The 26650-nt window shown below is 68.9% G+C and carries 21 protein-coding genes; 11 read left to right on the top strand and 10 right to left on the bottom strand.

Annotated features, from left to right (window positions below):
• The first annotated feature begins 1 nt into the window (after position 1).
• Complete coding sequence (locus AB0E69_RS00275) at positions 2-1183, top strand: hypothetical protein (RefSeq protein ID WP_360137060.1); 1182 nt, start codon at positions 2-4, stop codon at positions 1181-1183.
• Positions 1184-1199: 16 nt separating this feature from the next.
• Here the strand turns inward: AB0E69_RS00275 and AB0E69_RS00270 are convergent, their stop codons facing one another.
• Together AB0E69_RS00270 and AB0E69_RS00265 are read right to left on the bottom strand one after the other, a co-directional pair.
• On the bottom strand, positions 1200-1877 hold the full coding sequence (locus tag AB0E69_RS00270; RefSeq protein ID WP_360137057.1) for a response regulator: 678 nt from the start codon (positions 1875-1877) through the stop codon (positions 1200-1202).
• Positions 1874-4441, bottom strand: a complete 2568-nt coding sequence (locus tag AB0E69_RS00265; RefSeq protein WP_360137054.1) for a DUF4118 domain-containing protein — start codon at positions 4439-4441, stop codon at positions 1874-1876. The genes AB0E69_RS00270 and AB0E69_RS00265 overlap by 4 nt, the downstream gene beginning before the upstream one ends.
• A gap of 125 nt (positions 4442-4566) precedes the next feature.
• Between AB0E69_RS00265 and AB0E69_RS00260 the strand changes: the two genes are divergently transcribed.
• Positions 4567-5187, top strand: coding sequence for a hypothetical protein (locus tag AB0E69_RS00260; RefSeq protein WP_360137051.1), 621 nt, complete (start codon positions 4567-4569; stop codon positions 5185-5187).
• Here AB0E69_RS00260 and AB0E69_RS00255 read toward each other — a convergent pair.
• The gene (locus tag AB0E69_RS00255; protein ID WP_360137048.1) at positions 5184-5981 is read right to left on the bottom strand and encodes a PhzF family phenazine biosynthesis protein; all 798 of its coding nucleotides are present in this window, start codon (positions 5979-5981) and stop codon (positions 5184-5186) included. The two genes, AB0E69_RS00260 and AB0E69_RS00255, sit on opposite strands and share 4 nt — an antisense overlap.
• 129 nt (positions 5982-6110) lie before the next feature.
• On the opposite strand from AB0E69_RS00255, the gene AB0E69_RS00250 reads away from it, so the two are divergent.
• The gene (locus AB0E69_RS00250; protein ID WP_360137046.1) at positions 6111-7214 is read left to right on the top strand and encodes a TIGR03118 family protein; all 1104 of its coding nucleotides are present in this window, start codon (positions 6111-6113) and stop codon (positions 7212-7214) included.
• A 206-nt stretch (positions 7215-7420) separates the two neighbouring features.
• Here the strand turns inward: AB0E69_RS00250 and AB0E69_RS00245 are convergent, their stop codons facing one another.
• On the bottom strand, positions 7421-7981 hold the full coding sequence (locus tag AB0E69_RS00245) for a cysteine dioxygenase family protein (RefSeq protein ID WP_360137043.1): 561 nt from the start codon (positions 7979-7981) through the stop codon (positions 7421-7423).
• Positions 7978-8877 (bottom strand): amidohydrolase family protein, encoded by a 900-nt coding sequence (locus tag AB0E69_RS00240; protein ID WP_360137040.1) that lies wholly within the window; start codon positions 8875-8877, stop codon positions 7978-7980. The genes AB0E69_RS00245 and AB0E69_RS00240 overlap by 4 nt, the downstream gene beginning before the upstream one ends.
• A 116-nt stretch (positions 8878-8993) precedes the next feature.
• Between AB0E69_RS00240 and AB0E69_RS00235 the strand changes: the two genes are divergently transcribed.
• Entirely contained in the window at positions 8994-10004 is a 1011-nt protein-coding gene (locus AB0E69_RS00235) for a LacI family DNA-binding transcriptional regulator (protein ID WP_360137037.1), read from the top strand.
• Positions 10005-10091: 87 nt separating this feature from the next.
• Here the strand turns inward: AB0E69_RS00235 and AB0E69_RS00230 are convergent, their stop codons facing one another.
• Positions 10092-10916, bottom strand: a complete 825-nt coding sequence (locus tag AB0E69_RS00230) for an SDR family NAD(P)-dependent oxidoreductase (protein ID WP_360137034.1) — start codon at positions 10914-10916, stop codon at positions 10092-10094.
• Between the two features lie 106 nt (positions 10917-11022).
• Here AB0E69_RS00230 and AB0E69_RS00225 point away from each other — a divergent pair, with 106 nt between their 5' ends.
• The 3 genes from AB0E69_RS00225 (at position 11023) to AB0E69_RS00215 (ending at position 13464) form a co-directional block, all read left to right on the top strand.
• Complete coding sequence (locus AB0E69_RS00225; protein WP_360137031.1) at positions 11023-11565, top strand: helix-turn-helix transcriptional regulator; 543 nt, start codon at positions 11023-11025, stop codon at positions 11563-11565.
• A gap of 182 nt (positions 11566-11747) precedes the next feature.
• A complete protein-coding gene (locus tag AB0E69_RS00220) occupies positions 11748-12995 on the top strand; it encodes an amidase domain-containing protein (RefSeq protein ID WP_360137028.1) in 1248 nt (415 codons plus the stop codon).
• Positions 12979-13464: a hypothetical protein gene (locus tag AB0E69_RS00215; RefSeq protein ID WP_360137025.1), complete on the top strand. Its 486-nt coding sequence runs from the start codon at positions 12979-12981 to the stop codon at positions 13462-13464. Before AB0E69_RS00220 ends, AB0E69_RS00215 begins: the two co-directional genes overlap by 17 nt.
• Positions 13465-13536: 72 nt before the next feature.
• Here the strand turns inward: AB0E69_RS00215 and AB0E69_RS00210 are convergent, their stop codons facing one another.
• Entirely contained in the window at positions 13537-16467 is a 2931-nt protein-coding gene (locus tag AB0E69_RS00210) for a M36 family metallopeptidase (protein ID WP_360137022.1), read from the bottom strand.
• A 200-nt stretch (positions 16468-16667) separates the two neighbouring features.
• Positions 16668-17864, bottom strand: coding sequence for a hypothetical protein (locus AB0E69_RS00205; protein ID WP_360137019.1), 1197 nt, complete (start codon positions 17862-17864; stop codon positions 16668-16670).
• A 269-nt stretch (positions 17865-18133) separates the two neighbouring features.
• On the opposite strand from AB0E69_RS00205, the gene AB0E69_RS00200 reads away from it, so the two are divergent.
• Genes AB0E69_RS00200 through AB0E69_RS00190 form a run of 3 tightly spaced genes read left to right on the top strand, consistent with a single transcriptional unit; the run spans position 18134 to position 23203 of the window.
• A complete protein-coding gene (locus AB0E69_RS00200) occupies positions 18134-18622 on the top strand; it encodes a hypothetical protein (RefSeq protein ID WP_360137016.1) in 489 nt (162 codons plus the stop codon).
• 31 nt (positions 18623-18653) lie between these two features.
• The gene (locus tag AB0E69_RS00195; RefSeq protein WP_360137013.1) at positions 18654-21896 is read left to right on the top strand and encodes an AAA family ATPase; all 3243 of its coding nucleotides are present in this window, start codon (positions 18654-18656) and stop codon (positions 21894-21896) included.
• Positions 21896-23203 (top strand): hypothetical protein, encoded by a 1308-nt coding sequence (locus AB0E69_RS00190; protein ID WP_360137010.1) that lies wholly within the window; start codon positions 21896-21898, stop codon positions 23201-23203. The genes AB0E69_RS00195 and AB0E69_RS00190 overlap by 1 nt, the downstream gene beginning before the upstream one ends.
• On the opposite strand, the gene AB0E69_RS00185 is transcribed toward AB0E69_RS00190, so the two are convergent.
• Both AB0E69_RS00185 and adh read right to left on the bottom strand, forming a co-directional pair.
• Positions 23166-23543: a DUF779 domain-containing protein gene (locus tag AB0E69_RS00185; protein ID WP_360137007.1), complete on the bottom strand. Its 378-nt coding sequence runs from the start codon at positions 23541-23543 to the stop codon at positions 23166-23168. The two genes, AB0E69_RS00190 and AB0E69_RS00185, sit on opposite strands and share 38 nt — an antisense overlap.
• On the bottom strand, positions 23543-25066 hold the full coding sequence (gene adh / locus AB0E69_RS00180) for an aldehyde dehydrogenase (protein WP_360137004.1): 1524 nt from the start codon (positions 25064-25066) through the stop codon (positions 23543-23545). Before adh ends, AB0E69_RS00185 begins: the two co-directional genes overlap by 1 nt.
• An 87-nt stretch (positions 25067-25153) precedes the next feature.
• Between adh and AB0E69_RS00175 the strand changes: the two genes are divergently transcribed.
• A complete protein-coding gene (locus AB0E69_RS00175) occupies positions 25154-26605 on the top strand; it encodes a GAF domain-containing protein (protein ID WP_360137001.1) in 1452 nt (483 codons plus the stop codon).
• Positions 26606-26650: the final 45 nt, after the last annotated feature.

Genomic DNA, 26650 nt, shown 5'->3' with positions numbered 1-26650 from the left:
GATGAGCTGGAACCCACAGCAGCCGCAGAATCCACAACAGCCGTATCCCCAGCAGCAGTGGCCGCAGCAGCAATACCCGCCGCAGTACCCCCAGCAGCCGCAGTGGGGACCGCCACCACCACCGCCCCGGCGCGGCCGGGGTCTGTTGATCGCGTTGATCGGCGGTCTCGTCGTCCTGCTCGTAGCGGGTGCCGGCGTGGTCTGGTTGACGACTCGCGGCAACGACGATCCACCCCAGACCCATCCCTCACCGTCCACGTCGGTTACGGCGACAACCCCCACCGCAGAGCCGTCGGCGAGCCACGCCGGCCAGCTGAACAAGGTCACCTCGGCGCTGGCCGGCGTCGCGTTCAAGTGCTATGACAGCCTCACGGCTACCGTCACCGTGGTCCGGTGTTTCGCCGAGCCGCAGGCGCCGGGTGGCGATCAGCTCGTGACGATGCAGGTCGTCGACGACCAGGTGACGTGGGTGCACGTCAAGAGCGCAGGCAGCCACAAAGGCACCGCGCAGTGGCAGAAGCTCTACCGAACCGCGGTCGACACGGTCGCCGGGGCGCTGCTGCCGGCCGCGGACGCCGCCGTACTGCACTCGTCCACGGCGACCAGTCCGACCATTACCTGGGGTACGGCGCAGCAGGGCTTGCACGACTACGGCTGGGAGCTCCAACTCACCATGAAGGGAAAGAAGCGCGACTACCAGCTCACCGGCCAGACCCGCGTCACCGTCCCGCAGGTACTGAAGGCCGCCCAACGTCAACACCTCAGCTGCAAGGAGCTGCAGGTGCACGGGGTGTTCGACTGCGTCGGGACGCGCGGCACCGAGGTCTACTCGATGATGGCGAACAGCACCTGCGGAACGGCCAACGAGAACAAGGCATTCTGCGCGGGTGTCGGTGCGAACGCGCTCTGGGTGTGGGGGTACGTCGCCTTCGGCAAGACGGTCACGCGCGACGTGTACAACCGGATCAAGGCCCATCTCGTCCTGGTCGCCGACCTCGCCTACGGCAAGCCGGACCCGGAGGTCGACGACTGGATCGGGACGAATCTGGACGGCAAACGCCACACCGCCGACGTCAGCGGTCTGCAGATCTCCATCCAGCCCGGCGAGAGCGGCGGCATCGCCCACATCGGCGAGAACCCGAACGTCGTCGCCATCACGATCCAGGGCATCACGCCGTACTGACCCCTACTGAGCCGGGTCAGGGCTCGAAACGGTAGCCCATGCCTGGTTCGGTCAGCAGGTGTTTCGGGCGGGCCGGGTCCTGCTCCAGTTTGCGGCGGAGCTGGCCCATGTAGAAGCGCAGGTTTCCGCTGGCGGACTCGTAGCCCGGACCCCAGACCTCGGTCAGGAGCTGGCGTTGGGACATGAGTTTCCCGGGGTGGCGGACCAGGACTTCGAGCAGGTGCCACTCGGTGGGGGTGAGGCGGATGTCCTCGCCGGTTTCGAGCGTGACGCGCTTCGCGGCCAGGTCGACGGTCGCGCCGCCGACGGTGACGACCGGTTCGTCGGGGGCGACGCTGCTGCGGCGCAGTACGGCGCGCATCCGCGCCAGCAGCTCGTCGATCCCGAACGGCTTGGTCACGTAGTCGTCCGCGCCGGCGTCCAGCGCCTCGACCTTGTCGGTCTGGTCGGTCCGCCCGGACAGCACCAGAATCGGCGCCTCGGTCCACCCGCGCAGCCCGCGGATCACCTCGACCCCGTCGAAGTCCGGCAGCCCGAGGTCGAGAATGACCAGGTCAGGTGGGTACTGCGCAGCCACCCGGAGCGCCGATGCACCGGTGCCGGCGAGATGTACTTCGTACCCGCGCGCCTTCAGGTTGATCTGCAACGCCCGTACGAGCTGCGGCTCGTCGTCGATCACCAAAACCCTGGTCACGAACCCTCCAGCTCAGAACGTTCGCGTGCTCCCGGTACCGGGGTGTCGGTCGGGCGCAGGCTGGCGGTGGGGATCGAGACCACCATGGTCAGACCGCCACCGGGAGTGTCCTCCGGCAGCAACGTACCGTGCATCGCCTCGGCGAGACCGCGGGCGAGGGCCAGCCCGAGCCCGACCCCGACCGTGTTGTCGGTGTCACCGAGTCGCTGGAACGGCGCGAACACGCGGTCCCGGTCCTCGCGCGGGATCCCCGGCCCGCGGTCGATCACGCGGATCTCGACGGTGTCGCCCAAAGCGCTCCCGGTGATCAGCGGTGGCCGGTCCGGCGGCGAGTAGCGGACCGCGTTCGCCAGCAGGTTCGCCACTACTCGCTCCAGCAGCGCCGGGTCGGCCTCGACGAGCGGCAGCGTGTGCGGGATGTCCACGGTCACCTTGTCCGCGTCGTCGCCTACCTCCGCCAGCACGCTCGGCACGACCTCGTCCAGCGCCATCGGCCGGGTGAACACCGGCAGTACGCCGGCCTGCAGCCGGCTCAGGTCCAGCAGGTTGTCCACCAAGCGCGACAACCGGTCCAGCGACTCGTCCGCCGTCTCCAGCAGCTCGGCGCGCTCGTCCTCGGTCCAGTCGACGTCGTCGCTGCGCAGGCTCGTCACGGAGGCCTTCGCCGACGCCAACGGCGACCGCAGATCATGCCCGACGGCCCGGAGCAACGCCGTACGGAGCTTGTCCGCCTCGGCCAACGGCTTCGCCTCCGCGGCCGCCTCGCTCAACCGGCCGCGGTCCACCAGCGCGGCGGCGTGCGCGGCAAACGCGCCCACGAGCCGACGCTCGTCCGCCTCCAACTGGTGACCCTGCAACACCAGCACGAGGTCCTCGCGCGCCGGGATCTCCGCGTCGGCTTCCTCCGGGCGAGTACACGTAAGCGAGCCGGCCGAGGCCAGCGGTCGCCATACCTCGGTCAGCTCGTCGTCGTCCACGCGTTCCATCAGGCACGCGCCCGTCATCCCGAACGCCTCCCGCACGCGCTCCAGCAGAGCGGGCAACGCCGTCTCACCCCGCAGTACCGAACCAGCCAGCGTCGCCAGCGTCTCGGACTCGGCCGCCGCACGCGCGGCCTGTCTGGTACGGCGGGCCGCCCGGTCGACGACCGAGCTGACCATCGCCGCGACCATGACGAAGATCGCCAGCGCGAGGGCGTTGTTCACGTCCGCGATCGTGAAGGTCCGCTTCGGCGGCGTGAAGAACCAGTTGAGCACCAGCGTCCCGCCGACCGCGGTGACCATCGCCGGCCACCAGCCACCGACCAGCGACACCACGACCACAGCTAGGAGGAAGGCCAGCACGTTGCTGGTCAGGTTGAGCGTGTCGCCACCCAGCCCGAGGACCAGCGCCAGCACCGGCGGCAGAGCGATCGACAGGACGAAGCCCTGGACCTTCCGGCGCCGCGACAGACTCCCGCGCAGCCGCGGCAGCCGGCCGCGACCCATCTGTGAGTGGGTGACCAGGTGGACGTCAATATCGCCCGAGTCCCGGATCGTCGACGACCCGATCCCCGGCCCGCTGAACAGGGAGCTCAGCCGGGACCTCCGGCTGCCGCCAAGGACCAGCTGCGTCGCGTTCTCCGCCCGGGCGAACGTGAGCAGCGCGGTCGGTACGTCGTCACCGACGACCTGGTGGTACGTGCCGCCCAGCTTCTCCACCAGATTGCGCTGCTCCGCCAACCGGGTCGGGTTCGCGCCGGTCAACCCGTCCGACCGGGCCACGTGCACGGCGAGCAGATCCCCGCCCGACGACCGGGCCGCGATCCGGGCCGCACGCCTGATCAGCGTCTCGCCCTCGCGACCCCCGGTCAGCGCGACCACGACCCGCTCGCGAGCCTCCCAGGTCGAGTCGATGTCGTGCTGAGCGCGGTACTGCTGCAGGCCCGCATCCACCCGGTCCGCCAGCCAGAGCAGAGCGAGCTCGCGGAGCGCGGACAGGTTGCCGACCCGGAAATAGTTGCCCAGGGCAGCATCGATCTTGTCCGCGGCGTACACGTTGCCGTGGGCCATCCGCCGCCGCAGCGCCTCCGGCGTCATGTCCACCAGCTCGATCTGGTCCGCCGCCCGGACCACCCGGTCCGGGACCGTCTCCTGCTGCGGTACGCCGGTGATCTTCTCGACCACGTCGTTGATCGACTCCAGGTGCTGGATGTTGACCGCCGAGATCACGTCGATCCCCGCGGCCAGCAGCTCCTCGATGTCCTGCCAGCGCTTCTCGTTCCGGCTGCCCGGCACGTTCGTGTGCGCGAGCTCGTCGACCAGCGCCACCTCCGGCCGCCGGGCCAGCACCGCGTCGATGTCCATCTCGGTGAAGCTCGCGCCGCGGTAGTCGAGGATCCGCCGCGGGACCACCTCGAGCGGCTCGAGCATCTCGGCCGTGTGCTGTCGCCCGTGGGTCTCCACGAAACCGACCACCACGTCAGTGCCCCGGGCCAGCCGCCGCTGCCCCTCGCCCAGCATCTTGTACGTCTTCCCGACACCGGGCGCGGCACCGAGGTAGACCCGGAGGTACCCGCGCTTCATACCGTCATGCTCTCAGGTGCCGGCCGGCCTCTCACACCCGCCGGTCGAGCTCTCACGGCTCTCTCACATACTTACGCTGGCTTACGCTGGCACCTGCCGTCGACAGACAAGGGAAGTACAAGCACGTGACTGAACTGGACACCACCGCCCCCGCCGAGCAGTTCTTCTCCGCGGAGTCCCGGGCCGCGCTCGCCGAGGCCAGCCGGCTGCTGGCCGAGCGGCTGGCCGCCCACACCGAGGCGCTGCTGGCGATGACCGGCGACGAGGACGCCGCCACCCTGTACGAACACAACGCGGCGCTCGAAGGGCTGGTCGAGGACTGGAACGACGCGGTCTTCGAACACACCGGTACGTCGCCGCTGCTGCTGGACGACGCGGTCGACGACGAGGACGAGGACGAGACCGAGCCGGAGCACCTGATCAGTGTGGTCTCCCGGTTCGACCTGAAGGTGGTCGACCTGAACGCGCTGCTGGAGGCGGGCCGCGCGGCGCAGGAGCGGCACCCGGCCGAGCTGGACGAGAGCGAGCAGGAGCCGGTCGAGACGGCCGAGCAGGCGATCTACGAGATCAGCCGCGAGGTCGGCGAGGCGTGGTTCGAGCTGCCCGGCATCGAGATGGTGGCCGGCGCGCGGGCGTACGTCGTACCCGAGCCGCCGTTCGAGTCGCTGGACGCCGACGCCGAGGACGTCGTCACCGAACTGATCGCCCCGAACGGCGTGGCGACCCACGCGGAGACCTGGGCCTAGACGAGCAGTTCTCCGTCTAGCGTCGTGATCGCCTGACCCTTCAGGTGGACGCGGTCGCCGGCCGAGCTGACCCGCACGACGCCGCCTCGGGCGGACGCCTGGTAACCGACCAGTTCGTCCCGCCCGAGGCGTTCGGCCCAGTACGGCGCGAGCGCGGTGTGGGCGCTGCCGGTCACCGGATCCTCCGGAATGCCGCTGGCCGGGGCGAAGAAGCGGGACACGAAGTCGTACGGCGTACTCGCGTCGGCGACCGCGGTGACGATCGTGCCGCGACGGTCGATCGTCTTCAGCCGGCCGAGATCGGGTGTCAGCGCACGGACCGCGGCCTCGTCGGCCAGCACGACGAAGAGATCGTTGAGTCCGCCCGCCTCGAGGACCTCGGCATCACCCACGCCCAACGCGTCCGTCAGACCGTCCGGCGTGGTGGTTGGAGCCGGCCGGTTCGCCGGGAAGTCGAGCGTGATCCAGTGGTCGTCGAGCGTCGCCGTGAGTACGCCGCTCCGGGTCTCGAAGGTTGCCTTGCCGGTGACGAGTCCGTCGGACCGCAGTACGTGCGCGGTCGCCAAGGTGGCGTGACCGCAGAGGTCGACCTCGAGCACGGGCGTGAACCACCGCAACGCCCACTCCGCGCCGGCGCCCGGCTTCACGAACGCGGTCTCGGCATGCTGCATCTCCGCCGCGACGGACTGCATCCACGCATCCTCGGGCCAGACCGCGTCCGGCAGCACACAGACTCCGGCCGGATTCCCCGCAAACGGACGATCGGCGAACGCGTCCACCACCCGGATCCTCATGCTGGTGACTCTAGGTCGCCGCAGGACGCCGTTCCATAGCCATTTCCCGGTGATTGGACCGCTGTTGAACCGGTCCTGCGAATCGGTCGTATCGGGAGGTGTTCAGCTTCCGACCGACAGGAAAGTGACATGTCGCTTCGCTCGAAGAGCCGCCCGCTCGCGGTCGCGACCGCACTCGTCAGCGGCCTCGCACTCGTCACGCCGACGACAGCCGGCGCGCACGGCTACCGCCACGGCTCGTCGCACGACCTCGCCGTACAGCAGGTGAACCTGGTGTCCGACCAGGCCGGAAAGGCTCCGCTGCAGGACCCGGACCTCGTCAACGCGTGGGGGTTGTCGCTCGGCGCGACCACGCCGCTGTGGGTGTCCGACACCAACATGTCGGCGTCCACGCTGTACTCCGCCGCTCCCGGCGCGACGGCCGCGACCAAGTCGTCGATGGTCCGCGTGGACGTGCCGCTGCCGACCGGGCAGGTCAACAACCCGGGCACCAACTTCGTCCTCAGCAACGGTACGGCGAGCGCGCCGGCCCGCTTCATCTTCGCCACGCTGACCGGGCAGATCGCCGCCTGGGGTCCGCCGGTCACGCCGCTGATCGGTGCGGCCCAGATCAAGGCGACCACGCCGGGTGCGGCGTACACCGGTCTGGCCATCTCGCCGATGGCCGACCGCTTGTTCGCGGCGAACTTCGCGCAGGGGCGGATCGATGTCTTCGACAGCATGTTCGCGCCGGTGAAGCTGCCGCGGTGGGCGTTCCGGGACTTCACGCTGCCGCGTGGGTATGCGCCGTTCAACGTGCAGACGCTGGGCGGCCGGATCTTCGTGACGTACGCCAAGCCGGACCCGAAGACCGGCCGTAGCCTCGCCGGCCGCGGCCTTGGCTTCGTCGACGAGTACACCGTCGACGGCAAGCTCGTCACCCGCGTCGCTTCCCACGGCCCGCTCAACGCACCCTGGGGCCTGGCACTCGCCCCGACCGCGTGGGGCCAGCCCGCCGGCACCCTCCTCGTCGGCAACTTCGGCGACGGCCACATCAACATCCTCGAGCCCAGGCCCCACGGCCGCTTCAAGCTCACCGGCCAGGTCCACACCCCCGACGGCAAGACCCTGACCATCGACGGCCTCTGGGCCCTCCTCCAAGGCACCCCCACCACCGGCGGCACCGACGCCCTCTGGTTCTCAGCCGGCCCCGACCAAGAAACCCACGGCCTACTAGGCCTCCTCCGCAAGTAGCTGAACCCGCCCGGCGGACCGTGTCAGGTGGCACGGCCCGCCGGACCCCCAACCCCGCCGTACGCCCAACCCGCCGTGCGCAACACGAGGGGATAACCGCTCGAAGTGAGCCTTCTCCCCTCGCATACCAAGGGCGAACCCTCAACTCCAACGGATAACCCCTCGAACGCACGGGGCTGCTGCGTTGGCGGCCGGTGCGGCTGGGGTCAGTCCAGGGGGCGGAGTTCGTCGGCGTAGGAGACTGAGACTCGTTTGAGGACGCCGTTCTTGACTGAGTACTGGCCCATGCGCCACAGGGGTGGGCTGTAGGCGTGGACGGTGACGCTGCCTTTGTCGAGGCCGGTGAGGCGGTGGATGTGGTCGGGGCCGAAGCCGTAGACGTCGCCGGCGGTGACCTCGGTTTCGATGGACTCGGTGCCGATGGCGAGGTTGTGCTCGACGAGCTTGCCGCGGGCGACCGCGACCGCGCCGGAGGAGACGTCGTGGTCGTGCCAGCCGGTGTCGTTGACCGGGGTCCAGCAGATCAGCCAGACGTCGACGTTCGCATCGCGGTGCAGCGACGCAAACACCCGCTCCTCGTCGCTGTAGGCGACCTGGTCCTCCCACAAGTGCGGCTGAGCTGCCACCGACGCGGCGAGCTCGGACAGCTCCTCCGGCGTCAGGTCCCGGCCGGGAAGGTTGTCCAGCGACAGACAGGTGTTGAGCTCCACGAGCCGGCTGGCCGCGCGCGCCGGTACGACAGGGTCGATGATTGGCTGGGCAGTCACTGCACTCCCCTCTCAGGAGTCCTACCGGCGCCGTACAGCAGCCGGTACGGGTTGTCGTGGCGGATCACCGCGGTCGCGGCGTCGCCCTGGCGGAGGTCGGTGATCCCGGCGTACGGCCGGTCGGTGCCGTGCACGACCTGGTCGATGCCGAGGACCCGCGCGACCGCGTCGATTCCCTGCGGGCCGTAGCTCGAGGTGTCGACGTACAGGTTGGGGTCGATGGTCCCGAGCCGGCCCCCGCGAGCGGCCAGTCGCTCGTGGTGCACCGGCGCGAGCCCGGCGGCGGCCGCGAAGCACAGCCGCAGGGTTGGATAGGTACGCCGTCCGCCGAAGCAGTGCCACGCCCACCAAGCCGCCTGCAGCTGACTGGTGTAGTCGACCACCGGCGCCCACCACCCCGCAGTCTCGCCGGCGGCCGTGGCAACGCCGGGGTGAACGAGGATCGGCTTGTTGGCGCGCTCGACGATCGCGAGCAGCTCACCGAGGCGCTCCCACCCGGCCGGAGTGCCGAGCACATGCGCCGGAAGCTGCACACCCACAAAACCCTTGTCCAGAAGGGATTCCAGCTCAGCTTCGGGAGTCCGCAGATCGACGGAAGCCCACGCCTTGAAGGGCTCGGGCAGCGTCGCCGCACCCGAGTGCCAGGCGTCGAGGAGCGCACCGTCCCCGAGCTCCTCGATCCCCAGCGGGCTCGACAGCGACACCAGCGCGAGCGACGTACCGGCATCGCGTTCCAGAGCGGCGCGTTTGTCCGCCTCGTGCGCCGCCGGATCAACGGCGTACGGCGCCTCGCAGGCGGTGTGCAACGTCCAGCCGTCGAGGTACGGCGGCTCGCGGCGCGCCCGCAGCCGGTCGACGAACTCCTCCGGCCAGAGGTGCTGGTGGACGTCGATCATCGCCCTCTCCCCTCGCCGATTTGATCAGATTGAAGCGCTTCAGTAGTTATAGAGTGAAGCGCTTCAAAGAGCCCTTTGTCAAGTTTCTGTCCATGGATCCGGCTAGGGTCGGGCACATGTCCGGAACTAGCCGGAGGCCGACCCTCAAGGACATCGCCGCCGAGACGGGTCTCTCGATGGCCGCGGTGTCGTACGCGTTGCGCGGCCTGCACGGGACGCCCGAGACCCGCCAACGCGTCCAGGACGCCGCCGACCGGCTCGGCTACCAGGCCGATCCGGTCGCCCGCGCGCTCGCCTCGGGCCGCAGCGGCTCGATCGGCGTGCTCTGCGCGTCCCTCGAGGACCTCTGGCAGCAACGCCTCGCCGCCGCGCTCGGCCGGGAGTTGCTCGCCCCGGACCGCAACGCCTGGATCATCGACTCCGCCGGCGACGCCGACCGCCAGCTCGAGCTCGCCCAGCACCTGGTCGACCACCGCGCCGACGCGATCGTCGTGATCCCGATCGACCCGGCCGCGAAGGCCTGGGCCGAGATCGCCAAGCAGGCGCCGGTGATCGCGATCGGCGACGCGCTGCCCGGCGCGAAGGCGAAGTCCGAGGTGGTGTTCGACAACGAGACCGGCGTGAGTACGGCGCTGCACCGGCTCGCGGACGCCGGCCACCGGCAGGTCGCCGTGCTCAGCCCGACCCGTCGCTTCGAGGTCGAGCGCCCCGCCGAGGAGATCGCCCAGCGGATCGGCGTCAGCCTCAAGCTGAAGATCCGCCTGCTGCAGTGCCCGCACGACCTGCCCGGCGCCACCGAGGTCGCGCGCAACTTGCTCTCCGGCAGCAACCGCCCGACCGGCATCCTCGCGCTCGCCGACTCGATGGCCTTCGGTGTGTACGCCGCCAGCCGCGAGCTCGGCCTCCGCGTACCGGACGACCTCTCCCTGCTCGGCTACGACGACCAGCCGATGTCCCAGCTGCTCACGCCACCACTGTCGACGTTCCACTGGCCGCTCGACGACGTGGTCAACGACGTCGTCACCCGCGTCACGTCCGCGGTCGACACCAACCGCCGCGTCCGCCGTACGACGATCACGCCGACCCTGATCGAACGCGCCTCGGTAGCCGCCCCACCCATCCGCTGAGTGGGACGACGGCGTTCGATCCGCAGCATCCACACCCGCGAAACTAGACTAATTCACTGCACTTACTGTCCGTTGTCCAGCATGCGGTCACGGCTTCAAACTGCTGAGACCGAGGACGTTGCTGAGCACGCGGTCGCGGAGGCCGGCCGGGAGGCGGATCAGTACCGCGCCCAGCGTGCGCGCGTCGCCGACGGTGTAGCGGCGCTTCGGACGGGACGCCTCCACCGCTCGAACGATGACTTCGGCAACTTTCTCCACCGGTCCGGGCTTGAACCGCGCGCTCGCCTTGGCGTACGCATCGAGGTGACCGCGGTACAGCTCGAGGCGGTCGGCGTCGATGCGCCCGTGCGCGGCCTGTTCCGCCTCGCCGGCCTTGGTGAAGATCGCGGTCTGTGTCGAGCCCGGCTCGACCACGACGACCGGGATCTTCCACACCGCGAGCTCGAGCCGGAGTGCGTTCGAGAGCGACTCGAGCCCGGCCTTGCTGGCCGAGAGGGCGCCGAGCAACGGCAACGCGATCCACCCGGTCGACGCGCTCACATTGACGATCCGCCCGCGCCCGGCGCGGATCAGCGGCAGAAACTCGCGGACGACCGAAGCCGGCCCGAGGGTGTTGACGTCGAGCTGCCGCCGCCACTCCTCGGCCGGCACCAACTCCAACGGACCCTGCACGATCACGCCGGCGTTGTTGATCACCGCCCAGAGTCCCTCGACCTCGGTCCCCACCTGCTTGGCCGCGGCGGCGACACTCTCCGGATCCGCGACGTCGAGCGGTACGACCCGCACCTCCGGCCCGAAGCCGGCCGGCCCGCGCGCTCCGGCGTACACGGTGAACCCGCGCCGTCGCAGCAGCTCGACCGCCGCGGCCCCGATCCCACCCGTCGCACCGGTGATGAACACTGCTCGATTCATATTCGCACTCCTCAGATGGCCTCTAGGACATGTCCCAAGGGACATAACAGAGCGTGCACCTGTCCCGAGGGACATGTCAAGATGGGTGCCGACAGAAGGAGACGGCATGTCACTCCGGCACGGCCTGCTGGGCATCCTGGCCGAAGGCCCGGCCAGCGGCTACGACCTCGCGCGACGCTTCACCGAGGTCCTGGGCTCGATCTGGCCCGCCCAGCACCCCAAGATCTACGCCGAACTCGGCAAACTCGCGGGCGAAGGCCTGGTCGAGGTCGAGAGCGAGGGCCCGCGCCGCCGGAAGGCCTACCGGATCACGGACGCCGGCGTGGCGGAGGTGAAACGCTGGCTCACCGACGTCGAGGTCGACCACACCATGCGGCTGCAGCCGATGCTGCGATCCCTCTTCTTCTGGCTGATGGAGACCGACGAACTCCGACGTCATCTGGAAGCCGAAGCCAGGTACTACCGCGAGCTCGCGGACCGGTACCGCGACTACGCGGCCCGCAAGGACCGCGGTGAGTTCGGCTACAGCGTCCAGACCCAGTCGATGCGCGTGACGATCGAGGCCGCCGTCCGGCTGTACACCTCGCTCGCGGACTGGGCCGACTGGGCCCAGACCGTTCCGCCCGCCCAACCGGCGCCGGAGCAGTGACCGGCAGAACCAGAGCGGCCGCTCTCAATTCCGTCAGCAGGTGACGAAATTGCATCAACCTGCAGGCCGATCCGTCCTTTTACGCCTTGTGGGCGTCTGACCACCGTACGTACCTTCACCCTGGCCGCCCGCATCGGTGGTCCGGATTGGGCTCCGCCCGCCCAACAAGTGAGGGGAAACAGATGCGCAATTCCAGAAATCGCCTACTGGCAGGGGGCCTCGGCGTGATGCTGCTGGGAGCCGTTGGCGTGCCACCGGCGACGGCTCACGTAGCCGCCGAACCGGCCGGGCAACCGGCCGCCGTCGCGAAGTCCGACCAGGACCAGCTGCTCGCGCTCGCCAAGACCTACCTCCAGTCCCGCACCGCCGCGCTACTCTCCGACAGCCAGGGCCGACCGTTGTCCAAGGCATCGATCGCCGCAGTCCCGCTGTCGGCCCCGCAGCAACGCGTTGCCCAGGCCGTGGACCTGTTCCTGGCCAAGGATCGGCAGAACCTCGAGGCCCACAAGCAGCGCTGGACGTCCGCCGAGACCACCGTTGTACCCACAACCATCCAGCGCCAGCCGGACGGATCGGTGCAGGCCACTGTCACCGAGAAGACCCGGCTGCTCTTCGACCGCAAGCTCGATCCGGAGGCGCCGGTCGACACCGCCCAGTCGGTGGACCGGGTCTTCACCTTCGTCCAGCAGAACGGGACCTGGACGATCGCCTCGATGCGCGCGGCGAGCGCGGACCAGACCGTCGCCCTGAACGACGCTCCCCGCGCCGTGGTCGACGCCGCCGCCTTCGGCGCGAGCCCGATGATCGACGTGCCGGAGTACAACTACGGCATCCCCGGCCCGCTGTCGGCCGGCGACCAGGCCGAGGACCAGCAGCCGGAGCCCGATCCCGACCTCCCACTGGCCGACGCCCCGGAGGACGGGACGCCGACCGCCGGCGACAAGGACGACGGCGCCGCGGCAGCCCGGCTGATGTCCGGCTACTGCTACAGCTGCATGGTCAGCTACGCGAACACCTACTGGGACATCTACAACACGAGCTACCGCGCGTTCTCCAACGACTGCACGAACTTCATCTCGCAGGCGCTGAAGTACGGCGGCTGGGCGTACGACTACGGTTGGTACCGGAGCGGCTCGAACTGGTGGTACAACCGGCTCAACCAGACCTACACGTGGTCCGGAGCGGAGAACTGGTCGCACTTCGCACCGAAGCGGACCTCCTGGCTGTCGAGCGTCTGGTATCTGCTCAGGGCCGACGTGCTGCTGGCCGACTGGGACCACAACGGCGCGATCAACCACGCGATGATCGTGACTCAGAAAACCTCGAGCATGGTCTACTTGTCGTACCACACCAACGACTCCCACAACACGCCGTTGTCGATCATCATCTCGCACAACCCGGGGACGACTTACTATGCGGCACGTACCTAGTCAGCAGGTGGACGGCGAGCCTTCGACGCGGCCCGCGCGCAGGTGGTGGATCGGTGCGGGGCTCGTGCTGGCGGCCGCCGCGACGACTGGCGTGATCCTGGTGCAGCAGCACCAGAGCAGCGGCGGTGCGCCTACGGCCGACGCGGTCGCGCACGACGCGCTCAACGCGTTGGCCAAGAAGGACCAGGACGCGTTGGTGCAAACGTCCAACGCGCAGCTGTCCGGTCGTGAGGCGGCCGCGCAGCAGCTCGTCGATCGTTGCCGTACGTCGGACTTCGCGGCGGCGAGCGTCGCCGTCCGCGGTGGCTTCGGTGACGACGTCGCCTGGGCCGACGTGACGGTACCGAAGGGTGCGGGCAACTGCAGGTCGCTCACGCTCACGCTGAGCCGAGTGGACGGCGGCTGGTACGTCGCGCTGGGAGCGGCGAACGTGCCCAGCACCCGGCCGACGGCGTCCACCGAGCGCTGATTCTCCGCAGTACCGACAAAGAACCGCGGTGACCGACGAGCGTCGGTCACCGCGGTTCCGTTGTTCAGCAGGTTACTTCGCGCCGAAGACCTGGATCTCCGACATGTCGGTGAACTGGCAGCCGCCGTATCCACCGTTGGGGCAGTTGTTGGCGAAGTCCGGCACCTGCGGGCTCAGCATCCAGAAGCGGACGTAGCGCACGCCGGTGGTGTTGCCGGACGGGGTGAGCGGGTTGTACTTGCCGCGGTTGGCCGCGGTGAACTCGCCCTCCTGAGCGGTCGCCCAGGTGGTGCCGTCGGCCGACGTCTCGATCCGGTACTTGCCGGTCGAGGAGCTGCCCGGGTCGCCACAGGTGTTCGACGGGTCGACGTTGAAGCCGTTCACGGTGATGGCCGCCGGCAGCTTGATGTCCACGTGCTTGGCGATCATCGTGTTGGTCGGCGTGCCGTTGTCGTCGCCGGTGGTGCTGCCCCAGCCGGTGCCCTGGGCGTTGTCGATCGCGCGCGCCGGGCCACAGTTGAAGGAGCTCAGGTCCGGCCCGTTGAAGCCGGACACCGCACCGCCGCCGGACGAGGCCGCCCAGTCCCGGCGCGGGGCGAAGTTCGCCGTCGTACCGCCGGCCTTGACTGTCTGCGCGGTGCTCAGGAGCTCGTAGCCGGTGCCGGCCACGACGAACTTGCCGTACGTGCCCGGGGCGACGCCGGTGATCTTGTACTTGCCGGCCGCGTCGGTCACGGCGGAGTAGTCACCCGCGTAGCCGGAGGCGTGCCCACCGATGTAGACCAGGGCGCCGGGCAGCGGGGCGCCGGTGTCCTTGTCCGTCACGGTGCCGGAGATGGTCGTGGTCGCACCCGTCGGCGGCTTGTGGAAGTCCTCGACCGGGCGCGAGTCGCCGCCGTCCAGGACACCGGCGAACCAGCCCATGCCACGGTTGGCGAACACGGTCCAGATGATGCCGGCGTTCTTGCCGCCGCTGGCGACCAGGTCGGCCTGGACGATCGCGTTGCGCATGTCGAGCATCGTCGGGTCGGCCGGCGACAGCTCCATGGCGCGGGTGATGATGCTCATCGCGTATGCGCGTCCGAACCGCTCGCGCAGGTCCCACAGCGTCTGCGCCCAGACCTCACCGGAGGAGTGCACCTCCGGCGAGCCGCCGATGGTCGGGAAGTCGCCGTACGTGTAGCCGCCCTTGCTGCCGTCGATGCCGACGCAGTACGGGCTGATGGACTTCACCCGGCAGTCGATGGCCTCGGTGCGGATGGTGCCGCCGTCGGTCAGGTACTTGCCTTCGCGGATCTCGCCCGGAGCGGTGGTGTCCTTCTCCAGGCCGTGCGAGACCAGGTAGTCGAGCGCGTAGAAGTCGCTCCACGCCTCACCCATCGAGCCGGCCTGGATGCTGTTCAGCGTCGAGTTGCCGGTGGCGTCGACGACCAGGCGGTTGGACAGGCCGTGGGTGTACTCGTGGTAGAGCACGTCCGCCGCGTTGCCACCGCTGGAGGGGACGTAGCCGCTCTGCGCGTCGGTCTCGCCCGGCGCGTGGAACAGGTACATCTGCATCGTCGGCGGCGTACCGTCCGGCGGGGTGTTCATGTTCGCGTTGTCGATGTGGTTGGCGTCCGGACCACCGTTGGCGGCGGTAGCGGCGCCGTCCAGCGCGTTCAGCAGGACCGGGTCGCCGCCGGAGGTGTCGAACGATCCGGCCGCCTTGGTGAAGCTGATCGGCGGCTTGGCCAGCCAGTCGTGGAAGTTGCTGGCCAGGTAGAAGGCGTTGGTCACGTCCTGGTTCATGTTCGTCTTCCAGGAGTCCGGCTTCGCCGGGTCCCAGAGGCAGACGAACGTGGCCGAGCAGAAGCTGCTCGACTGGAACGGGACGATCTTGTACTCGCCGCCGGTCTTGGTGCCCGGCACCTTGACGGTCTCACCGGCGTTCGGCTGGTTGTCGTCGTTGACGTCCGCCCAGGCCGCCACCGACGTACCGTCGAGCAGCGTCTTCGCGTTCTTCGGCAGCCACTTGTTGTAGATCAGGTTCTCGACCCGCTGGGTGCCGCCGGCCGGGGCGCCCGGGTAGTTGTCCTGCACGAGGGCGTCGCCGACCCCGCTGCTGGACAGGTCCCGCCGGTACAGCAGATCGCCGGTCTGCGCGTCGATGACGTGCGAGTAGACCTTGGTGCCGCCGGCGTTGACGTAGGTCTGCCAGCCCTTGCGGAGACCGTCGGCGGTGTGAAACCAGACCTGCTTCGCGGTGTCGCCGTTGCTGAACTTGGTGCTGACACCGGTGGTCTTCGCGGTCACGGACTTCGCCGTCCCGCCGATGTCCCCGATCGCAGTACTGCGGGCCGCGGCCGCGGACACCTTCGGCGCCGCCTCGGCCGAGCGCGCCTGGGCCTGGGAGGTGAGACCGGCCACCGGAGCACCCATCAGCGAGATCAGCTCGCCGTGCTTGGTGACGTTGGCCTTCAGGCCGTTGCTGAACACCTCGACGCCGTCGACCTGCTGGACCCACGAGATGTGGTGGGTGCCGAGGTCGTCGACGTAGTCCTGGCGCAGCTTCAGCGTGCCCAGGTCGGCGGCGGTCAGGTGGAAGACCTCCGGGTGCGCCTTGACGTAGCCGAGCGCGACGTCGGTCGCCTTCTTGGCGCTCTTGCCGGTCAGGAAGCCGTTCAGCTTGGTGACCTGCGCCGGCGTACCGGTGTTGGGGTCGACCTCGACAACACCCTGGGTGCCGAGCGACTGGCGGAACTTCTCCGAGGCCGCGGTCTCCTTGCGCTCGACCTTGGCCGCGCGCTCATAAGTGGTCTTTGCGTTCGGCGTCCGGGCGTCGTAGTTGCCCTTCCGCTCCTTGCTCGCGATGCCCTTGCCGGTCGCCTTCGCCGCCTTGCCCTCACCGGGTCCGGCGGACTGTGCGGCCGTGGCGGCGCCGCCGGCGGTCATCGCCAGCACCGTCGCGGCCGCGGAGACGGCGGAGACTGCGAGGAGCCCCCGCCCTCTGCGTGATGTTGTCACAGCAAATCTCCATCGAGTTCGTGTCTGCGGATCGCCCTCCACGACCCGTCCCGGGGGCTGACACTAAGCCTGTGCGGGCGCCCGCGGAAGACATTTCCCGGAATGCCGTGGAGTCGAGGGTTGTCCTTCGTGCTCGGAACAGTACTAGCTGCGACCGGACGGTGGTTGCAGGCAGCCACCGTCCGGTCGCAGGGTGTCGCTCAGAAGGCTCCGGCGCCGTTCGGCGTACCGAGGCCGGTCGGGCCGTCCCAGCCGGTGCGGGCGTTGCACCACTGGGTGGTCGGGCACGATCCGTTGCTGCCGCTGGTCACGTCGAACAGCGAACCCGGGTTGGCGTAGGGCAACGCGTTCGCGTACCCGGAGGTGTTGCCGGACAGCGCGTAGACCGCGGCGATGATCGGCGCCGCCTCGCTGGTGCCACCGAACTGCGCCCAGGTCGAGGCGGATTTGCTGGTCGGGTAATAGATCGCCATCCCGCCCTTGGCCGGGTCGGACGCGGCGGAGACGTCCGCCATCGCGCGCTTCGAGCACCCGGTGCCGAAGGACGCGGCCGCACTCAGCGCCGTGTTGTACGTCGAGCAGCCGGATCCCGCGCCGCTCCACACGGTCTCGCTCCAGCCGCGCGAGTTGCTCGCGGCAACCAGCGACGTACCACCGACGGCCGTGGTGTACGACGACGACGCCGGGTAGCTGCCGCCCTGGTAGCCGTTGTCACCGGTGGACGCGGTCACGGCGATACCCGGGTGGTTGTAGTAGCTGCCGTACGTCGCGTCGGAAGCGTCGCCGCCGCCGTAGCTGTTCGAGATCGCGACCACGCCGGGCTGCTTCGACGCCGTGACCACGGCCGTGCCGAGGTCCGCGAAGCTCGCCGAGTTCGCCTGGACGACGACGATCTTGGCGTCCGGTGCCGCGGCCGAGACCGCGTCGACGTCGAGCGCCTGCTCGCCCGCCCAGCCGGCGTTGAACCGCGGCAGCGACGTCCCGCCGCTCTGGTTGATCACCCGCAGGCAGCCGTTGGCCGTCGTACACGCGGACAGGCCGAACTGGGAGCGGTAGACGCCGAGGTCGCGCTCGAGGTTCGGGTAGCCGTAGGCATCGACGATCGCGACCGTCCGGCCGTTCGCGGCCAGGCCATTCAGCTTGTACGCGTCCCGCAGACCAGCCGGCGTCAGCCCGGTGGACGGCGGCGTGGTGGCGGCCGGGACGACGCCCTTGTCGTTCACCAGCTTGATCGCGTTGCAGGCTGCGGTGTGCGCGGCCGTGGTCGCCGAGCACACCCTGGTGGCGTGCTTTCCGGCGGTGTAGGGGGTCGGGGCTGCAGCAGCCCCTTGGGCGGTCAGTCCGACGACGGCAAGAGCGCCGGCGCCCAGGGCGGACACGAGAATCCGTTGCCTCAACTGGACTCCTCGAGTTGGGCAGGCCTCCGCTCACCGTCCCGTACGGCCGGGGCGGAGGCCGGCGTTGAGTTGGGGGTGCCCGAAATCGTCCGTCCACCGGGCGCCCCTCAGCCAGCGATCCGACCCACGACAAATGTCATGGGTTTGAACCCGCCCCCACTCACTTTTCCCCGCCCTGACGCCGATTCGCCCCTCCGACTCCCCTCGAAGGATTCCCCCTGCGTTTCCCACCCCACCCTCGACACGGGACTACCGCTACCGTCGACAGCATGACCCTCGTCGAGCAAGCCAAGGCGTTGCAGACCGAGGCCCGACACCTCTTCTCCCACCTGGACTTCCCCGCGGCGTTCCCGTGGCAGCCGGTGCTGATCGGCAGCGCGCTCTCCGGTCTGATGGTCGACCGCGACCTCGACGTCATGTTCGACGCCCCCGACGCGAACACCCCGACGATCCTCCACGGCCTGACGACCCTGTCACGCCAGGTCGACCTACGCACCGCCGACTTCCGAGACGAGCGAGCCGACAGACGTCCAACCCCGGCAATAACAGACGAGCGCTTCTACGTCGTCCTACACACGCCCACCTGGAAAATCGACCTCACCTTCTGGCTCCACATCACCGACCGCCCACACGTGCCAGACGCCTTGAGACTGCGCAACGCCAGCGATGAGCAACGCCTACGGATCCTGCAACTGAAGACGAACACAGCAGACCGCGACAGCTCCGCGATCTACCGCGACGTGCTCGGCGATCGGTAACCAGGCGGCCGCTCGCCGCTAGTGTCGGGGAATGAGCCACGTCGACGCAGAGGGACCTGATTCGAACGATGGGGTACGGCGCGGACTGCTGACGCACACCATCTACAAGGTCCTGGCGTCGAGCTCCGGCCCGATGCGCGCCCCGGACATCCTCTCGCGAGTCGCCGAGCTGATCGACCTCAACGAGCGCGAAATGAGTACCAACGCGGGTGGACAGGTCCGCTGGCGTACCGCCGCCACGGTGGCGATGTCCCGATCCACCTTTGCCGGCTGGCTGACACGGGACGAAAGCCAAGCCTATGCGCTGACGGACAGCGGAGCGGAAGCGTTCGACGAGTTGTCACCCGACGAACTGTGGCTCGAGGCCACCCGCCGGTACCGCGCGTCGAAACGCGAAGGTGAGGCCCAGGGCGTCGGCTGGGAACCGTTTCTCCGGTGGGCCCGTGAGCTCACCGAGCACATCGATCTCGACAAAGAAGAGCGCCACTACAAACTGAAGGCGGCGGAGAAGTGGGCCGCCGCCGGCGCAGCCTGTGAGACCGGCAGCGCCGACTGGGCGGAGCGGCTCCGACAGGCGGTCGGCGCAGGGAATCTGATCGACCAGTTCTCCGGGACCTGGCTGCGCAACCGGATCCAGGATCATCCCGATCAGGTCCGGGCCGCGTTCGGACAGCTGCATGCCTCAGCGGGAGTCGAAGGTATCGACGCCTTCGCCGAGCAGCTCGGCAGCTGGGGTGAGTACGTCAGCCCAGGCGACCGAACGGTCTTCGCGTCGTGTCTTCTCCTCGGTGTCGATGCCGCCTCGTTCCCGCCGTACCGCCCGGCGCTTGGAAAGGGCTGGGCAGTCCGGGTCGGCGAGCGTCCCGGCGACACCCCACGCGAGCGCTACGAGGCCCTACTGTCGCTCTGCGACGACCTGCGCGAGAGGTGGGGCGACGAGACTCCGGTGCTCCGGGACCGACTGGATGCCCAAGGCCTCAGCTGGCTTGTCCTGAAGTGGGACGCGCCCGATACCTGGCCGCCGATCAAAAGTGCCGAGCTGCAGCACTGGCGCGACGGACGCACCGACGAGGTCCAGGTCGATCGCGGCGCGGGCGTCTGCCCCACCATGGAGCGCGCGGCGTGGCAAGTGCTGAGCGCCGGCCTACGCGGTGAAACCTCGGCGCTCGTCAGCGGAGTCCGGAGCTGGTCGGTCGAGGCCGCACGCGAGCTGTCCGACCGCTTGACGACGGGCCAAGGTGGCCAGCGATTCGCCGACCGGCTTGCACAGCAGCTCCAGGGCGCGCCGGACGAGGTCCTCTGCCTCGCCGCCGAGTTTCTCTACCTCAGGGACGCGCCGCTGCACGACATGAAGGCCTCGACGAAGATCGAGCGCATCGGCGGCATCCTCGGCTCGATGGCGGGCAAACCCGTCCTGCCGGATGCACAGCTGGCTGGACTGGACGACGGTCACGCGTTCGCAGGTGGGCAGGGTTACCACGTCAAGGCGCCCGAGCACCTGCAGTGGCTCTGCCGGTTCGTGCTCCACTGGCTCGAGCAACCACCGGAGGTCGTCGACGAGGCACTGCGGGACCCGTTCGCCTTCCGCGAGGTAACGGCCGGCGTGCCTGACGACTCACCATCGATTCGGTACGTCGTCGAGTACCTCGCCTGGCCCGGCCTGTTCCCGTCGATCGTCAGCGTCGCCCAGCGCCGGCAGATCCGCAACGGCTTGATCGCTGACATCGGGAAGCCGAGCGGTGACCACGACGACGAGGTCACGCGCGACCTCGTCGCCCTCCACACCTTCTACCGTCGCAAGAACAAGACCATCGAATCGTGGTACAAGCCACCGTATGAAGGCCGATGGCGTCGTACCTCGCAGGGTGGGCGGCGGGCTTGGCTGGTCCGCGCGGATTCGACTGACGACGTGTTCCGGTGGGTCGAGGACGGCTGTGTCGATCTCCGTGACGAGGCGCGGCTGGCGCTGACACCCGACATGGACGCCAAGTCAGTCTCGAATCTCGTGAACGAGGGCTATGCACACTTGCCACCGTCCCAGCGGGAAGAGCTCGCCGTAGCATTCCATTCGTTCCTCGAAGGCGTGCTGCCCGAGGACCTGGTCGTCACGCTGACTGACGAGCGGCTCTTGATTGGCACCGTCGACGATGTCCCGCCGGAGAACGCGCCGTCCCTGCTGACACGGCCGGTCGTCTGGTCTGAGTCGCGGACACCACTGGGGAAGCTTCCGGCCAAACTCAGCGCGGCGCTGGACCAAGAAGGCCACGTCGTCGATCTCACGGCGGTACGCGATCTCCTGTCCGCCCTGCTGGAGGTCGAGACGATCGCGCCGACCGAGCCGGGTGGCCCGAAGCCGCTCGAGCGGGTCGTGCTTCCGGCCGTCACGCAGGACCTGGCCGACTCCCTGTACATGCCGGTCGCACCGCTCCAGGAGCTGGTCGAGCTGCTGAACCGGCGTCGCCAGCTCGTCGTCTACGGACCTCCTGGCACCGGTAAGACCTACGTCGCCAAGAAGCTTGCGGAACGGTTGGCGGGGTCACAGGACCCCAGCAGGGTTCGGCTTGTGCAGTTTCACCCTTCCTATGCCTACGAGGACTTCTTCGAAGGATTCCGGCCTGTCGAGAAGAACGGTCAGGCGCACTTCGCGCTGCAGGACGGTCCGCTCAAGCTGATGGCCGCGGAGGCGGCCAAGGCGGAGAACAGGGACAAGGCCTACGTGCTCATCATCGACGAGCTCAACCGCGCGAACCTGGCCAAGGTCTTCGGCGAGCTGTACTTCCTGCTCGAGTACCGGGAGGAGACCGTCCGGCTCCAGTACCGGCCGGACAAGCCGTTCAGCCTGCCCGACAACATGTTCATCATCGGCACGATGAACACGGCCGACCGCTCGATCGCGCTTGTCGACGCGGCCATCCGGCGTCGGTTTCCGTTCTACGAGATGCACCCGCGGCGGGAGCCGGTGAGTGGAGTGCTCGCCGAGTTCGCGAGACGTCAGCAGCTGACCGACGACCGCGTCGAACTCCTCGAGGAGCTCAACCGGACGATGGGCCAACGCGGTCATGACCTGCACATCGGACCGTCGTACCTGATGCGGGACGGGCTGGACGCACCCGGCGCACTGGACCTGGTCTGGCGCTACGACATCCTGCCGCTGCTCCACGAGCACTTCTACGGCAGCAAATCCCCCGAGCTGATCGACGAGGAGTTCGGACTGGCTGCGCTGCGGAGGCGTATCGAGCAGCGCACCAAGGCAGACGTGCCACCGGACGCCTGATGAGTTTCAGGTACGAGTCGCTCGACGAGCTCGATCCCGTCGGCATCGAGGTCCAGCTGACCGCCATCCAGGCGTCGCTGCTCGAGCAGTCAGCGCTCGTCGACGTACGGCGACTGGACGCCGGGAGTTACCGGCTACTGCCGAACGGCCGAGTCGGGGCCGTGCGCTTCGACGACCTCCAGATCGAGGTGACCCCGAAGCAGAAGCTGGGAGTGGCGCACCTGCTGTTCCTCCTCGGTTACGCCAAGGACCGAGTCTTCCGGCCGGAGACGGTCATGGGTGAAACGTACGACGATCTGTGGCCGGCCATGGCGCAGTCCCTGGTGGCATCGGTCGAGCGAGCGCTGACGACGGGTTTGCTGCAGGGCTATCGCACCGAGCAGGAGGCGCTGCTGACGGTTCGCGGCCGGATCGCGTTCGAGGACCAGCTTCGGCGCCGACCGGGATCCGTCGTACCGATCGAGGTGAGGTACGACGAGTTCAGTCCGGACATCGCCGAGAACCAGATCCTGCTCGCCGCAATCCACCTGATGCTCGGCGTACCGCGCATCCCGTCGGAGACCCGGCGACAGCTGCTCCATCTCGCCGCGCGGTTTGCGGGCGTGACGCGGCTGCTGCCAGGGACGCCGGCGCCGCGCTGGCAGCCCACGCGCCTCAACGATCGCTATCACTCAGCTCTGAGCCTGGCGGAGATCCTGCTCCGCCACAGTTCCACGCGCGTATCGGCACGAGGCGTCGAGATGTCGGCGTTCGTCGTCGTCATGTGGAAGGTGTTCGAAGACTTCGTCACGGTCGCCCTCGCGGACGCCCTCTCGGGCTGCCCTGGGCGGCTCGAGGCGCAACTGCCTGCCTATCTGACCGGAGACGGAGACTGGTCCGCCGGCCGAACTGGAGCTGCCGACGACCCCCATGGCGACATCTCCATGAATGTGGACGTCGTGCATCGTGATGAGGCCGGTGTGCCGGATGTCATCTTCGACGCGAAGTACAAGCTCGCCTCGAGCACCGGCAGTAACGCGAACGCCGACCACTACCAGATGCTCGCCTACTGCACGGCCCTCCAGGTCCGGGTCGCCTGGCTGATCTACGCCGGCGGCGGGAGCGACATCCGCCGCCGGATCAAGAACACGGACGTAGAGATCGTCGCCGCCCCGATCAACCTGCGCCGACCACCGCGGGAGGTCTTGGCGCGGATCAGCCAGATCGCTCTTGCCGCCGTACACAAGAGTGCCGGCCGTCCGGCAACGCCGTCGGACGGTCGGCACTCGCTTAGGGGAGGCCTAGGGTTGCGGTCTCCTGGTCGGTGAAGAGGCGGGAGCGGATCAGGAAGCGGACGCCTTCGGGGGCTTCTACGGAGAAGCCGCTGCCTCGGCCTTTGACGACGTCGACGGTGAGTTGGGTGTGCTTCCAGTACTCGTACTGGTTGGCGGACATCCAGAAGGCGATCGGCTGGTCCAGGCCGTCGACCTTCAGGTCGCCGAGATGCACGTCCGCCGACCCCGTGGTGAATTCCCCGTCCGGGTAGCACATCGGCGAGCTGCCGTCGCAGCAGCCACCGGACTGGTGGAACATCAGCGGGCCGTGCATCTCGGTCAGGCGGCGGAGCCAGTCCGCCGCCAACTCCGTCAGCAACACCTTCTCCACCATCAGAAGAAGCCGAGTTTGTGCGGGCTGTAGGAGACCAGCAGATTCTTCGTCTGCTGGTAGTGCTCGAGCATCATCTTGTGGTTCTCGCGGCCGATGCCGGAGTTCTTGTAGCCGCCGAACGCCGCGTGCGCGGGGTACGCGTGGTAGTTGTTCGTCCACACCCGCCCGGCCTGGATCTCGCGGCCCGCGCGGTACGCCGTGTTGATGTCCCGCGACCACACGCCCGCGCCCAGCCCGTAGAGCGTGTCGTTGGCGATCTTCATCGCGTCGGCGTAGTCGTCGAACCTGGTCACCGAGACGACCGGCCCGAAGATCTCCTCCTGGAAGATCCGCATCTTGTTGTCGCCCTCGAAGATCGTCGGCTGGATGTAGTACCCGCCGGCCAGGTCCCCGTCGAGCTCGGCCGGAGCGCCGCCGGTGACCACCCGGGCACCCTCGGCGCGACCGATCTCGAGGTAGGCCAGGATCTTCTCGTACTGGTCGTTGCTCGCCTGGGCGCCCATCATCGTCTCGGTGTCGAGCGGGTTGCCCATCCTGATCGCCTGCGTGCGCCCGACCGCGTCACCGAGGAACTGGTCGTAGATCGACGACTGGATCAGCGCCCGGGACGGGCAGGTGCAGACCTCGCCCTGGTTCAGCGCGAACAGCGTGAACCCCTCGAGCGCCTTGTCGTAGAAGTCGTCCCGGGCGGCCGCGACGTCGGCGAAGAACACGTTCGGGCTCTTGCCGCCGAGCTCGAGCGTGACCGGGATGATGTTCTCGGACGCGTACTGCATGATCAGCCGGCCGGTCGTGGTCTCACCAGTGAACGCGACCTTGGCCACTCTGTTGCTAGAGGCAAGCGGTTTGCCGGCCTCGACGCCGAACCCGTTGACGATGTTCAGCACGCCCGGCGGGATCAGGTCGGCGATCAGCTCCATCAGCACGTGGATGGAGGCCGGGGTCTGCTCGGCGGGCTTCAGGACGACGGCGTTGCCGGCCGCCAGCGCGGGCGCCAGCTTCCAGGTCGCCATCAGGATCGGGAAGTTCCACGGGATGATCTGGGCGACCACGCCGAGCGGTTCGTGGAAGTGGTACGCGATCGTGTCGTCGTCGATCACCGACACCGAGCCCTCCTGAGCCCGCAGCGCGCCGGCGAAGTACCGGAAGTGGTCGACGGCCAGCGGCAGGTCGGCGGCGAGCGTCTCGCGGACGGCCTTGCCGTTGTCCCAGCTCTCGGCGACCGCGAGCAGCTCGAGGTTGGCCTCGATCCGGTCGGCGATCTTGTTCAGGATGTTCGCCCGCTCGCCCGGCGACGTCCGGCCCCACGCGGGCGCGGCGCCGTGGGCGGCGTCGAGCGCGGCCTCGACGTCCTCCGCGGTACCGCGGGCGATCTCGGTGAAGTTCTCGCCGGTGACCGGCGTCGGGTTCTCGAAGTACTGGCCCTTGACCGGCGGCACCCACTCCCCACCGATGTAGTGCTCGTAGCGCGATTTGTAGGTGACCGGGCTGCCTTCCTGCCCGGGAGCTGCAAAGATCGTCATACGGTCCTCCTTCGCTTGGACCGAACGTAGGCTGGGTGACGTTGCACGGACGTTGCACGTCGTCGTTGCACCGTGGAGTGAGGCGGCATGGACCTACCGGAGCAGGCGCGCCGGCTGAGCGAGCTGTACGACGACGTGCTCAGCGGCAATCCCGAGGCCGCGGACCCGCGCCCGCTGGTCGCCGCGTCGTGGGAGCGTTCTCTCGCCGCTGCGGTCGACCCGGAGCTGGACGCGCCGCCGCTGATCCTGGACCACCAGCTGGTCGAGGACCTGCGTGAGCATCACCCGCTGCGCGCGGTCCTTCCGGTACTGCGCCAGACGCTGACGTCGATCGCCGACGAGGCGTCGCACATCATGATCATCACCGACGCGCAGGGCACGATCCTCTGGCGGGAAGGCGCGGCCGACGTCAAGCGGCAGGCCGACCGGATCGCGTTGTCAGAGGGAGCGGTGTGGTCCGAGGACCAGATCGGCACCAACGGCATGGGTACGACGCTCGCGGTCGGCCAGCCCGTGCAGATCCACTCGGCCGAACACCTGGTCCGGAGGATCCACGAGTGGACCTGTGCGGCGGCGCCGGTGCACGACCCGGACACGGGCAAGTTGCTCGGCGCCGTCGATGTCTCCGGTCCGTTGCGGACCGTCCATCCCGCCATGGTCGCGCTGGTGACGGCGGCGGCTCAGCTCGCCGAGGGTCAGCTGCGGGTGCGGATGGCCGCGGCCGACGAGATGCTGCGGGCGCGCAACATGCGGCACCTGATGGCGTTGGGCGGTGCACCGGGCGCGCTGCTGACGCCGACCGGGCGAGTGCTCGCCGTACAGCCGCTCGAGTGGTTGCCCAACCGGCTCGTCGTACCGGAAGGCGCGGACCGGATCGATCTGGGCGACGGCCGTGAGGGCTTGATCGAGCGGCTCGACGAGGGCTTCCTGCTACGAATGCCCGGTCGGCCCGGACTCAGGACCCGGCCGTCGTTGCGGCTGCGGCTGCTCGGCTCGGACCAGCCGGCCGCGGTTGTCGGCGGTCGCGAGATCGGGTTGACGTTGCGGCGGGCCGAAGTACTCGCACTGTTATTACTGCACCCGTCCGGACTGACGGCCGAGCAGCTGATGCTGCAGCTGTACGGCGACGAGGGCAACCCGACCACCGTCCGCGCCGAGATGCACCGCCTCCGCAACCTGCTCGGTGGCGGCGTCCTCGACACCAAGCCGTACCGGATCATCGCCGACGTGACCGGCGACGCCACCGACGTCCAGACGGCGATCCGCGCCGGCGACCTGCGTACTGCGCTCGACCTGTACGCCGGTCCGCTCCTCGTCCGCTCCGACGCCCCGGCCCTGCGCGCCGAACGCGACGAACTCGACGCCACCCTCCGCCGCGCCGTCCTCGACGCCGACGATCCCGAGCTCCTCTGGCGCTTCGCCCAGACCAGCACCGGCGCCGAGGACCGCGAGATCTTCGAAACCCTCGCCGCCGACCTCCCCACCCACGACCCCCGCCGCCCCGCCGTAGCCGCCCGCCTCACCCGCCTCGCCGACTAGCCGACCCAGGTGTGAGGAAACACGCGGGCGTGATGAGGGCCGCAT

This window comes from Kribbella sp. NPDC026611 (genome assembly GCF_040638345.1).
Classification (GTDB): domain Bacteria; phylum Actinomycetota; class Actinomycetes; order Propionibacteriales; family Kribbellaceae; genus Kribbella.
This window is presented reverse-complemented; position numbering and strand designations above follow the sequence as displayed.